The 12,635-nt window shown below is 70.7% G+C and carries 7 protein-coding genes; all 7 read right to left on the bottom strand.

The window, feature by feature from the left end:
• Nucleotide 1: 1 nt before the first annotated feature.
• Nucleotides 2–1,189, bottom strand: a complete 1,188-nt coding sequence (locus ACFYTT_RS10765; RefSeq protein ID WP_387258611.1) for a GNAT family N-acetyltransferase — start codon at nt 1,187–1,189, stop codon at nt 2–4.
• Nucleotides 1,189–2,505, bottom strand: coding sequence for a diaminopimelate decarboxylase (lysA, locus tag ACFYTT_RS10760; RefSeq protein WP_131053731.1), 1,317 nt, complete (start codon nt 2,503–2,505; stop codon nt 1,189–1,191). Before lysA ends, ACFYTT_RS10765 begins: the two co-directional genes overlap by 1 nt.
• 60 nt (nt 2,506–2,565) lie before the next feature.
• Nucleotides 2,566–4,794, bottom strand: a complete 2,229-nt coding sequence (locus tag ACFYTT_RS10755) for a GNAT family N-acetyltransferase (RefSeq protein ID WP_387258609.1) — start codon at nt 4,792–4,794, stop codon at nt 2,566–2,568.
• Nucleotides 4,795–4,860: 66 nt separating this feature from the next.
• Nucleotides 4,861–6,114, bottom strand: coding sequence for an MFS transporter (locus ACFYTT_RS10750; protein WP_387258608.1), 1,254 nt, complete (start codon nt 6,112–6,114; stop codon nt 4,861–4,863).
• Nucleotides 6,101–7,699, bottom strand: a complete 1,599-nt coding sequence (locus ACFYTT_RS10745; RefSeq protein ID WP_131051406.1) for a B12-binding domain-containing radical SAM protein — start codon at nt 7,697–7,699, stop codon at nt 6,101–6,103. Before ACFYTT_RS10745 ends, ACFYTT_RS10750 begins: the two co-directional genes overlap by 14 nt.
• A gap of 14 nt (nt 7,700–7,713) precedes the next feature.
• A complete protein-coding gene (locus ACFYTT_RS10740) occupies nt 7,714–9,267 on the bottom strand; it encodes a B12-binding domain-containing radical SAM protein (RefSeq protein WP_387258606.1) in 1,554 nt (517 codons plus the stop codon).
• Between the two features lie 28 nt (nt 9,268–9,295).
• Complete coding sequence (locus tag ACFYTT_RS10735) at nt 9,296–12,256, bottom strand: amino acid adenylation domain-containing protein (RefSeq protein WP_387258604.1); 2,961 nt, start codon at nt 12,254–12,256, stop codon at nt 9,296–9,298.
• Nucleotides 12,257–12,635: the final 379 nt, after the last annotated feature.

Genomic DNA, 12,635 nt, shown 5'->3' with positions numbered 1-12,635 from the left:
GTCACCTCTCCGGTGCCCGAGGGGGTTGAGGGGGTGTGCCGTCGCCCCACACGCGTACCGCCTGCTGATGGTCCGAGCCGGGCGACGCGAAGGAACGCACGAGTTCGGCGGAGAGGTCGGCCGGTGGCCGGACCAGACCGGCCGTCCAGCGCGGTTCGGCGCCCCGGGCACGTTTGGCGCCGTACGTGCCGGCGCCGAGGTGGACCTGACCCAGGCCGCGTTCCGCCGCCAACTCCCGGGGCCGGTACATGCTGAGGTTGAAGTACGAGTAGGGCGCCGCCCCCTCGGCGAACCCGGCGGCGCGGACGTACACCCCGTCGGGCCACAGGTAGTTGAGGCTGAACCCGACCACCGTGTCGCCCGCGTACTCCAGGAGCACGTGGCTGTACGCGTCGAGCGCCGGCACCTGCGAGGCGAAGTAGGCGTGCATGTCGGCGTCCGTGTCCGGCCCGCCGTACTTGCGCTGCGTCGCGCCGAGCAGCGGGGCGATCACGTCCACGCAGGCGGAGAGCGGCACCGTCGCCACCCGGTCGACGGCGGCCTCGTACCGGCGGCGTTCCCGTCGCCACTCGCGGCGTCCGGCCGTCGCGGCGGAGTCCTCGCCGACGTGCACCGGCAGCACCGCCTCGGCCGACAGCGGCGCGGCCACCGGCGGCGGACCGTCCGGGCCGACCGCCTGCGTCCACGCGGCCCGGTACGCCGCGACGTTCGCCACCGGTGTGTAGAGCAGCGCGACGCTGGCCGCGCCGAGCCGTGCGGCCAGCGCCTCCACCTCGGCGAAGAGGGCGGTCAGCACGGCGTCGCGCCGGTCGTCGGTGAGGTCGTCGGCGATCGCCACCGCGCCGTGGTAGCCGGCCCGCGAGCCCACCAGCAGCACCGGCAGGAAGGCCGCGTGCTCCTCGGGCGACAGCGACCGCCCGAGGTTCTCCTCGGCCATGTGGCTCGGGCTGTAGGCCAGGTTCATCGACGGCACGCTCGCGCCGTGCCACAGATAGGTGGCCACCGCCGCCAGCGGGATGCCCGCCGCGTCCTGCACGACCAGGTAGGTGGTGTCGAACGACCTGTCGGTCTCCGACCAGGCGACCCACGGGTAGCCGAGGTAGAAGCCGTCACCGGCGGCGAGGCCGTTCCACACGTCCTCGCCGATCTCGGTGACCGAACGTCGGGTGATGACCGACAGGTCGTCCATCAACTCCCCTGGTGGTCGCCGTCGTCGAACAGTTCGAGGGCCACCAGGTCGTCGTAGGTCTCCCGACGGCGGATCAACGTCACCTGGTCGCCGTGCACCAGCACTTCGGCGGGCCGCTGCTGGCTGTTGTAGTTGCTGGTCATCGTCATGCCGTACGCCCCGGCGGTGAAGATGGCGAAGTGTGCGCCGGGCTCCAGCTCGGGCAGCGAGCGACCCCGCGCCAGGTAGTCGCTGGACTCGCAGATCGGCCCCACCACGTCGTACGAGGTCAGCCCGGCCAGGCCGGACACGTCCCGGGAGACCGGCGTGGCGTCGGCGGGGGGCTGGACCGGCCACATGAAGTGGTAGCTGTCGTACATCGCCGCTCGGGCCAGGTGCGTCATGCCCGCGTCGAGCACCACGAGCTGCCGTTCACCGGCCTGCTTCAGGTAGCGGACGGTGCTGACCAGGACACCGGCGTTGGCGGCGATCGTGCGACCCGGCTCGAAGATCACCTGACCGCCGAGGCGGGCGAACCCGGTCAGCCGGGGAATGATCGCCTCGGCGAAGTCGTCCCAGCTCGGTGCGGTGCGGTCCACGTACTCGGCGGGGAAACCACCACCCAGGTTGAGCGTGGTGATGCGGTGCCCGGCCTGTTCGAGCTGGGCCACCAGGGCCATCAGCCGGTCGAGCGCGGTGGCGTACACCTGCGGGTCGAAGATCGGGCTGCCCAGGTGGACGTGGAAGCCCTCGATGCGCAGCGCCTCGTCGGCGGCGGCCTGCGCGAACAGCGCGGCGGCGCGGTCGATGTCCACGCCGAACTTGCCGCCCCGGGTGCCGGTGGTCGTCCGCGCCGGGGTCCGCTCGTCCGGTGCCACGTCCGGGTTGACCCGGATCGCCAGCCGGGGACGCCGGCCCTCCTGCCGGGCGATGCGGGACAGCAGCTCCACCTCGGCCTCGGACTCGACGTTGATGCAGCGGATGTTGCGGACGACCGCCTCGCGCAGCTCGGCCTCCGACTTGCCGACCCCGGCGAGCACCGTGCGCTCCGGGTCGACGCCCGCCAGCATCGCCCGGTGCAGTTCGCCGCCGCTGACCGCGTCGACCCCGGCGCCCTCCCGACCGAGCAGCCGGAGCAGGTGCACGTTGCTCAGCGCCTTCGCCGAGAAACAGACCAGCGGGTTGACCGCGTCGAACGCCTTCGCGAAGCGACGGTAGTGATCGATCAGGGTGCTCGCCGAATAGACGTAGGTGGGTGTGCCGAAACGCTCGGCCACCGAGGTCAGCGGGACCCCTTCACAGTGCAGCGTGCCGTCGCGATAGGTGAACTCGTCCATCTGTTCCTCATTCAGGAGATCAGCGCACAGGATATCCGTCCACTCAACGAAGATCGGCCCCTACCTGTGCCGGTAGAGAGCATCCTGTTCGAGAGCACGAATACGCTGGTAATCCTCCTCCAGACGACTCGGATCCTCGGCGATCAGATAGAGATGTCCGGGTGAGGTGAACAGGTCGACGGTCCGGTGCACCGGAGTGTCCGGAAGCAGATTCAACGCCGACCCGCAGAGCACCGAGGGGATCTCGGCCAGGCGGTCGGCGGCACCGTCGGCGATCAGACCGTCGTAGGGGGCCACCAGGCAGACCACCATCAGGGCGCGGTGGCGGTGGTACCCGCTGCCGAGACGGTGGCGGAAGCGCTCCGGTACGGCGTACCGCTCGACGGTCAGCGAGAGCTGACTCTCCCCGGTCGCCTGCGTCGGCCCGTCCGGCGTGACGCCTCCTTCGAGGCGGGCGCCGGACTCGATCAGCACCGGTCCACGGTCGTCGACGAAGAGTTCGGTGTGCGCCGGGCCGTCGTGCACGCCGAGCGCGTCCAGCACCCGTTCGACGAAGATCCGCACCTGGTCCTGGAGATCGCCGGTGCCGTCCAACAGGACCTGCCGGTCGTACACCGGCCGTCCGTCGACGAAGATCCGGTCGTCGCGCCAGATCTCATGGACGTGGTGCCGGCCGTCGAGACTCACGCTGTTGACGAAGTACTGCTGACCGACCAACTGCTCCTGCACCAGCAGCGCGTCGTTGACCTGGGCCATCGCGTTGGCCGATCCGAGCAGCTTGCCCGCCGCCGACCGGGCCTCGGTGCCGTCCGCGCAGAAGTGCACCCCCTCGGAACCGGCGCTGGCGGCGGGCTTCACCACGACCGGGAGCACCCGCGTCGCGGCCAGCCAGTCGTCGAGTTCCTCGATGCTGCGGATCTGCGTGCCGAGCGGCACCCGCAGACCGGCGCGGGCGGCGGCGGCCATCATCGCCGGCTTCTGCCGCCGGGGCCGGTCGTCGGCGCGGGAGTTGCCCGGCAACCCCAGCTCGGCGGCGAGGTCGTCGGCCAGGTCGACGCCCCACTCGCAACCGGGGATCACGTGAGCCGGGCGCAGCGGTGCGAGCTGGTCGGCGAGCTGTCGGACCGCCGCCGGACCGTCGCCGGCGGCGGTCAGCACGTCGACGAACTCCTCCCGGCGCAGCCCGGCGGCGTACCGCTCGTTGATGGTGCCGGTGAGGACGGCGACGCAGCGCCGACCGTGCCGGGCGAACGCGGGTGCCAGGAGCGCACCGGTGGAGAACGGGTCGACGATCACGATGGTCTCGTCGGTGTCGGCGGCGACCGGGTCGAGGCGACGGCCGGGGCGGCTCTGCGGTGACGCCGCGACCACCTCGGTCACGAACGACGCCCGGTAGGGGCGCAGGTCCAGCCCGACGGCGGGGCTCAGCACGTCCAGCCGCATCGGCAGCGGGTCCGCCCAGGTGGCGGCCCGCTCGGGCGGTCGGGCGTAGCAGAGGCTCAGCACCGGGTCGGCGAACCGGTCGGTACGCAGCACCAGCTCGGCCTCGTCGCACCCGTCGTCGTCCGGGTCGAGGTGGTGCAGCGGGACCGGGACGAAGCCGAGGCGGCTCTTGAAGCTGAGGAGCCCCGCCTGGGCGATGTGGCCGTACAGGGTCGGGTCGGTGCCGAGCGAGATCCACGGCAGGCCACGCCGGGCGCTCTCCTCGAACGCGGCCACGTAGAGCGCGCGGCTGATCATCCCGCGTCGCGCCTGTGGCCGGGCGGCCGAGAAGGCCACCCGCAGGGCCTCGGGCGTGACCCGGCACATCACCGCGCCGACCAGCTCGCCGGCGGATCTGGCGGTGACCAGCACGAAGTCGGCGAGTCCGGCCTCGGTCGCGGTGACCGCGTGCGCCGCCGGCAGGCCGTACGGCATGGTGGCGATCTGCGCGTCGTAGACGGCGAGGAACTCGCCGAACAGGTCCGGACCGATCCGGTCGTGCACCTCGACGTCGAGCCCCGCCGACTCGACGTACCGCAGCGCGTGGCGGACGTTCTGCCGTTCCGCCTTCGGCAGGGCGGCCAGGAAGTCCGCCGTCCGCTCCGGCGTACGCCGTCCCCAGGTCACCCAGCGTGGCTTGAGTCGGAAACCGGACGCCGTCAGATCCGCCCACCGGTCCCGGGCCGGATCGGTGACGACCACCAGGTCGACGTCGTCGAATCCGACCCAGGCCCGGTCGAGCGCGTCCTCGGTGGACATCTCCCACCTGCGGACGCCGTAGTAGTCGCTCCCCCCGAAACCGGACACGCGTCCCCCCTCGCTGCTGCTGCGGATCCCGGCCCGGTGGTGCCCGGCGAACGGTGGCTCAGCCGGTCACGATGCGCTGCCGACGCTGGCCGGGGCATCGACGCGACTCAGCGTATCCCGCACCCACAAGACGGCCGCGAGCGCGACGAGCGCGGCCACCGGGGACAGCAGACGTGCCTCGGCGGGGCCGAACCACCCCAGGACCGCGCCGGCCAGAAGGGTGCCCGCCGCACTGCCGACCGCCATCATCGTCGCGGCCAGAGCGAACGACTCGTTGATCACCGTCTTGGGCACCATCCGGCCGAGCAGCCCGAACTCCTCGGCGCTGAGCGCCGCCAACGGGAGGCCGGCGAGGAACAGGCAGACCGCGAGCACCGGGATCGAGGTGGCGAAGACCAGCGGGATCATGCAGGCCAGCGCCACCGCCAGCAGCACCAGGTAGCGGTGTACCGCCCGGCGGGTGTGCTGTCGCGCGCCCCAGACCAGCCCGCCGAGGACGCTCGCGGCCGGAGGCAGGGACAGCAGCGCCACCCCGGTCGCGGCCGTGCTGCCATGTGCCGAGACGGTGGCCGGCACCGCGACCTCCAGGACGGCGAAGGCGGCGGCGGCGGCACCGGCGGCGACCAGGATCGCCACCACGCCGGGAACTCGCCAGGGGCGACGGGTACGCGCCGGACCGTCACCGGTCGCGTCGGCCTCCGCCGACCCGTCCGGCTTGCGCATGGTGGCGACGGCTGGGGCGCTGCCGTAGAGCAGCGAGCCGACCACCAGCATGCCGCCGGCCAGCAGGGTGGTGGTCAGCGCGCTGAAGACGCCCGTGAACAGGCCGGTCGCCGCCGGCCCGATCACGAAGAACACCTCGATCAGCACCGCTTCCAGGGCGTTGGCGGTGTTCAGCTTCGGCCCGGGCGGCAGGATCAGCGCCCAGGCCGCCCGGACGGTCGAACCGACCGGCGCCATGCTGAGCGCCACCGGCACCACGGACGAGATCAACAGCCAACCGGGCCCCTGGTTCGCGGCGACGAACCCGACCAGCGCCACCGCGTGCAGCAGCGCCAGCACCGGTAGCACCCGGCGCAGCCCGTGGCGGTCGATCAGTCGACCGTGCACCGGCCAGGCGACCGCCAGGCCGCCGCTGAAGAGGGCGAGCGCGGTCGCACCGGCCGAGTAGGACCCGGTCTTCTCACTGACGTGCAGGAAGATCGCGAGTGGCTCGATCGCCACCGGCAGTCGGGCGAGCATCGCGGGCAGCATCACCCGGGGTACGCCGGGGGTACGCCAGAGTTCGACGTACCGCCCGACGGCGTCAACCAGCGACACGGGCGTCCAACCTGGCCACCGGGGCCTCGTCGGCACCGGACCCCGGCCGGTAGATCCCGTCGTACTGGTCGATCAGTGACCCGTTCAGCGCCTCGGTGAGCCGGAGACGCTGCTCGAACAACTCGTAGTACGACAGGTGCTTGGACGGCATCGGCGAGAGGTAGACGCTGATCACCTCCGGAGTCTGCTCGATGTCGAAGGCGAGCCGGTCCGCCTTCTTGCGGAAGTCCGCGGTGCCGGGCAGCAGTGTCCGGTTGAACACGTTGAAGTAGTTGGTCGCCTCGGGACTGGCCTCGACCAGCCGATCCTTGAGTTCGAGGCACCGGTCCAGGTACATGTCGATCATCGATTGGTCATCGTCGTCGTGCCCGATCAGCATGTTGAACGTCAGATATCGGACGCCCAGGTCCAGCATGGACGTGATGATCCGCATCTGCTCCTGGAACGGACGCAGCTTACGGAACTTCTGGGTGGGCTCGTCCCCGAGGTATTCCAACGGGATCTGGACCCGATAGCAACCGACCCACCGGTCGCCGCTGGTGTCGTTCCAGAACAACGTCTCCATCAGTTCCCGGTCCACCTCACCGAGGTCCAGGAACTTGCCGAATTCGAGCCCGTTGGCGAACTCCCAGGAGAACTCGTACTCCCGGGCGATCCGGAAGATCTCCAGGGTGTCCTCGCGACCGGAGTCGTGCAGCAGCGTGCCCCGGCCGGACCGCTGGATCCGGGAGAGCGTGTTGTCCTCCTGGAAGAGGATGTTCGAGATGCCGACCGACCGGAAGTAGTCGAAGTGCCGGCGCACCACGTCCGGCTTCATGTAGCGGTAGTGCCCCCGCATCGGGGTCGCGCAGAACGAGCAGGTCCGGTAACAACCGCGCGAGGTCTCGAAGCAGGTGAACGGTGCCCGTACGGTCTTCGGCGGCTGACCCTCGCCGGTGTCGTCATAGATGGACAGGTCGTCGATCAGGTCGAGTGCCATCGGCGGCAACTCGGCCAGGTTGAGCTGGGGACCGCCCATGATGACGATGCCGTCGCCGATCCGGCGACTGAGCACCGACTCCTCGATCGGTCTGCCGGTGGCCCGGGCCTGGACCACCCGGGCGAAGGTCTGCTCGCCTTCGAGCTGGATCACCACGTCGAAGCCGTTGGCGAGGTACCACTCGGGCCGGGCGGTGACGTCCATCCCGCCGCCCACGATCAGCGCGTCCGGGTTGGCCTTCTTGAGGAACTTGGCGAAGTCGGTCACCACCCGGGCCGAGTTGGTGAAGTTGTTCGAGATGCCGATGACGTCGGCGGCCCGCGCCTCGTCCGCGTAGTTCTCGAAGGCGCCGCCGTAGCGGATGCAGTCGACGGTGCGGGGCCCGTACGCGAACGAGGCGTAGTGCTCGGGCTCACCGGCGTCGACCTGGGTGTCGACGATCCGGAACTCCGCGTCGACACCCCACTCCCGCAGGTACGCCCGCGCTCCGGCGGCCAACGTGACGAGAGCGCTCTTGGGGTTGCGTACCCGCACCGGGCTGATCGTGGTGCCCTCGTCCCGGAACGACTGCCCCGGGTACGGGGCGTAGAAGAGGGTGACGCGCATGGTCGGACCTCCCGTCAACCCGCGTAGATGCCGTCGTAGAGACGGTGCATCTCGCGGTCGTTGAGCATGTTCGTCATTTCGAGACGCTTCTGATAGATGTCCCAGTAGGTGAAGTGGTCGGTGTTGATGGCCGACAGGAAGATCCCGATCACCTCGGGGTTCTCGTCGATGTCGAACTGGAGCAGCGAGCGCAGCGTCACCCAGTCGCGGGCGCCCGGCAGCAGCGACAGGTTGAACACGTTGAAGTACGGCTTGTACTTGCCCTTGCCGACCGAGGTCAGCTCCTCCTTCAGCCGCATGCAGTAGTCGGTGAAGATGTCGATGCCCTCGCGGTCGTGCTCCGGGTAGCCGATGAACAGGTCGTACGTCTGGTGGCCGACCCCGTGGTCGGTGAGCATGGTGGCCAGGACGTTCACCTGCTCGTCGAAGCCGAGCAGCTTGGGGAACCGGCGCTTCTTGACGTTCATGTTGTCCAGCGGGATCTGCACCCGGTAGCAGCCCACCCACCGGCCGTCGACGGTCTCGCTGCCCAGCAGCGCGTCGGCGAGTTCGTGGTCGAAGCTGCCGTTCTGCATGAACTTGCCGAACTCGATGCCGTTGGCGAACTCCCAGGCGAAGCCGTACTCGCGGAACATCCGGAACATGGCGAGGACGTCCTCGCGCCCGGAGTCGTACAGGTAGCGGCCGGCGCCGTTCTGCTGGATCCGGGAGAGCGGATTGTCCTCCTGCCAGACGATCGTCTTGATGCCGTACTCCTGGAAGACCCGGAGGTGCTTCTCCATCATGGGCAGGCTCATGTAGCGGTAGCCGCCCCGCGACGGTGCGGTGCAGAACGAGCACCGCCACGCGCATCCCCGGGAGGTCTCCCAACAGATGAAGTTGCCCTGCACACCGGCAGGCGGCGGACCTTCGGCGGTGTCGTCGTAGACGGACAGGTCGGGGATGAGGTCCAGCGCCATCGGCTCGATCGAGTCCATCGGCACGGTCTCGGAGGTGTCGACCTTGTGGGGGATCAGCCGGCCCGGCAGCGAGATGTTCGGCACCGTGTTCAGGTCCTGCTTGCGGTAGACGGCGTCCACCAGCCGCGCGAAGGTCAGCTCGCCCTCCCCGCGCACCACCGCGTCGGCGCCCCGGGCCAGGTAGTACTGCGGACGGGCGGTGCAGTCGACCCCGCCCACCACCACGATCGCCTTGGGGTTGATCCGCTTGATGTGCAACGCCAGGTCGGCCACGATCTGCGCGCTGTTGGTGAAGTTGCAGGTGATGCCGTGCACGTCCGCCGCGCGGATCTTCTCTTCGGCCTCCTCGAACGGGGTGCCGTACCGGTAGCAGTCCATGACCCGGGGGCCGTACGGCAGCGACTTGTACTTCACCCGCTGCCCGCCGAGCTGGAGATCGATGATCTCGATGTCGCAGGAGTAGCCGAAGTGCGGTGCGTACGCCCGCAGCCCGGCGGCGATCGTGGTCAGTGCGCTCTTCGGGTTGTACGGTCGCTCGGTGTTGATCGGCTCGCTCTCGCCCTGGAAGATCTGCGAGGGGTAGGGAGCGTAGTAGAGATTGACCTTCATGGCGTCTCCTGGACCCGTTGGTCGCGGTTCACTGAGCTGTCCCGCTGGACAGATGAGGACGGCCCACCGCTGCGTGGTACGTCCGGTTGAGACGGTCGATCATCACGTCGATCTCCCTGTCCCGGCTGGTGCCCCAGTCGAGGCCGAGTCCCCGGGCCAGCCGGGCGGCTCGGGGAGTCTCGGTGCCGACCAGAGCGTCGTGGACCACCTCGGCCAGTGGCTCGGCCTCCGCGGCGGTGCGGGGACGCAGCACGGCGAGGCAGCGTGCCACCTCGTCGTCGCCGACCGCGTCGGCAGCCCGGTCGAGGAACTCGTCGTAGCTGATCTCCGGCAGTGGTCGGTCCTCGACGCGTAGCCGGGCCAACAGGTCGGCCACGGCCACGGAGGCGGGTGCCACCACGTTCAGCACACCCTCGGCGGGTGTGCGGCGGTGCGGGTCGGCGAGCGCGGCCACCATCCGGGCGACCACGTCGACCGGCGTCCAGTCCACCCGCAGCCGGGTCGACGGGCGTACGCCGAGCCGCAGGCAGAGCCGCAGGATCATGGTCACCGTCGAGCGCGGGTTGGCGTGGCCGGTACGGGAGTGTGCCGCCACCTCGCCGAGCCGGACGACGGCGGCGGGTACGCCCTGCGCGGCGGCACCCCGGACGAGTTGCTCGGCGACCCACTTGGACTGGCTGTAGCCGTCGACCGGCGGTGCCGACGTGAGCGCGAGGAACGCCTCGGCCAACGGCGTTCCGGGTGTGCTCCGGACCGTGGTGGTGGAGAGCGTGACCAGGCGTTTGCGGACCTGCGTGCCGGCGAGGTCGACGAGCGTCCGCAGCCCGTGCACGTTGGTGTCGCGCAGGTCGAGGTAGTCGCGGAGGGTGTCCACCCGGCCCGCCGCGTCCACGATCGTGCCGACCTCCCGGCTCAGCCGCCGCCAGTCGTCACCGGAGAGACCGAGCTGCGGTCGGGCCAGGTCACCGGCGAGCGCCGTCCACCGGTGCGCCGCTGCCGACCCGCCACCGGTCGCGGCCAGCACGTCGGCCACCCGACGCGAGGCGGACCCGTCGTCGGCGGCCCTCACCAGGCAGACCACCGGCCGGTCGCCATGGGCCAGCAGCGCCGCGAGCACCTGTGCGCCGACGAAACCGGTCGCCCCGAGCAGGAGGACCGTGCCAGGGTCCTCGGCCGGTCGTGGCGGTGCGGTGCCCAGGTCACCGAGCCTCGCGTCCCGGGCCAACTCGGGTGCCACGGTGGTGGACGTCGGCAGGGACCGGCCGCCGCGGACCAGGTCCGCCTGGGCCGGGATGGTGGAGGCCCGGACCAGGTCGCGGGCGGCGAGCCACACCCCGAACGTCCGTTCCAGGTCGACCGCGAGTCGGGCGGCGCCGAGCGAGGTCCCACCGAGGCAGTAGAAGTCCTCGTCGTACGCGCCGAAGCCGAGCACCCGCGACCAGATCTGGGCGATCCGCGCCTCCACGCTCCCCGGCGGGTACGCCGGACCGGGCCCGTCGGTGCCCGGCTGAACGTCGGTGAGGTGCCCCCGCAGACGCTGCTGGTCCACCTTGCCGTTCGCGAGCAGCGGCAGGCTGTCGAGGCGGACGAAGCGGCCCGGCACCAGCTCACCGGGGAGACCGGCGCGGGCGTACTCGCGCAGCGTCTCCTCGCCCACCTCGCCGTCGGCCGAGTAGAAGCAGACCAGCGCCGGGGTGGCACCGGTCTCGTCCACGAGCACCGTCACCTGACGCAGGCCGGGTGCCGTGACGAGGGTGCACTCGATCTCGCCGAGGTCGACGCGTACCCCGGCGATCTGGACCTGGGCGTCGCGTCGGCCGGTGAACATCAGCAGGCCGTCGTCGCGCACCCAGCCGAAGTCGCCGGTGCGGTAGAGCAGGTCACCGGGAACGCCGGCGTACCGGTTCGGCACGAAGACCTGGCGGGTGCGGTCGGTGTCGCCGTGGTAGCCCGCGCCGAGACACACGCCCGCGAGGTGGATCTGGCCGACCTCGCCGCGCGGTGTGGGCGCGCCGTGTTCGTCCAGGAGCAGCACGGACGTGTTGGGCAGCGGCAGGCCGAGCGGGATGACCTGGCGGTCGTCGTCGCCGACGGCGTGGAAGACCGAGCCGATCGAGGCTTCGGTGGGCCCGTAGGTGTTGGTCACCCGCACGTCCGGGAACATCCGCCGGAACGCCTGCACGGCCGGTGGTTTGGCGGCCTCGCCACCGATGAAGACCTGCCGCATCGACGCCAGCAGGTGCCGGTCCTGCGGCCGGCTCCGCAGGCGCTCGACGAGCAGGTCGAAGATGCTCGGCACGAAGTCGGTCATGGTGACCCGGTGCCGGTGGATCTGCGTCAAGGTGGCGTCGAAGTCGAGGATGCCGGTGCGGTCCGGGATGACGACGGTGGCGCCACGGGTCAGCGGCCACAGCAGTTGCCAGATCGACGAGTCGAAGGTGTGCGCGGAGTTCTGGAGCACCACCGCGCCGTCGGCGGCGAACCGCTCGGTCATCGACAGGAAGCGGTTCACCAGGCCCCGGTGCAGGTTGACCGCGCACTTGGGCAGTCCGGTGGAGCCGCTGGTGAAGAACGCGTAGATCGGGTCGTCGGGTCGGGTCCGGGCCGCGACGACGGGTGCGGCGACCGCGTCCGGGCCGGCCCGTACGCCGATCACCGGCCGATCGGTGGCGGGCGGTGGCGTGCCGACGACCGCCCGGGGGGCGAGGTCGTGCAGCATCCGCTGCTGCCGCTGGGCCGGCCAGGCCCGGTCGAACGGCACGAAGGCGGCACCCGACCGCATGGTGCCGAGCATCGCGACGAGTTGCTCGACGCGATCGTCGAGCAGCAGGGCGACGAAGTCTCCCCGCCGTGCGCCGTGCGCGAGCAGGTCGGCGGCGATCACGTCGGCCAGCCGGTCGACGTCCCGGTAGGTCAGCGCGCCGGTGGGATGGACGACCGCGACGGCGTCCGGGTGACGCCGTACGGCGTCGTCGACGAGGTCGACCACGGTCCGGTGGAGCGGACGTGGCCGGGTGGGTCCTGTGAGGAGAGCGCCGACCTCAGCGGGATCGCGGTGGACGCGCTCCATTCCGAGAATCGTCAATGCGCAGCTGAGGATGCCATCGAGGGCACCTCCCCCGAGGTGTGCTTCCGCGCGACCGGCGGTGCCGGCCGACGGCGCGAGTGGTAGGTCTACATTGACCCGGGTCGGACCCTAACGGCGGTCTCGCGCGCCTGTCAACGCATTGACGGGTGTGCGTCCTGGCAGGTGCCGGAAGGGCAGGTGAGCGGCTTCGGGGAAATTGTCCGATGGCGATGACATGTGCCTTCCGTCCGGTGCGTCCCGGGGGACGAAAAACCGATCGTCGGACGTCTGTCAGCGGACA

This window comes from Micromonospora sp. NPDC003816 (assembly GCF_042874705.1).
GTDB lineage: Bacteria > Actinomycetota > Actinomycetes > Mycobacteriales > Micromonosporaceae > Micromonospora.
Note: the sequence above shows the minus strand (reverse complement) of the source record. Positions and strands in the feature narration are given on the sequence as shown.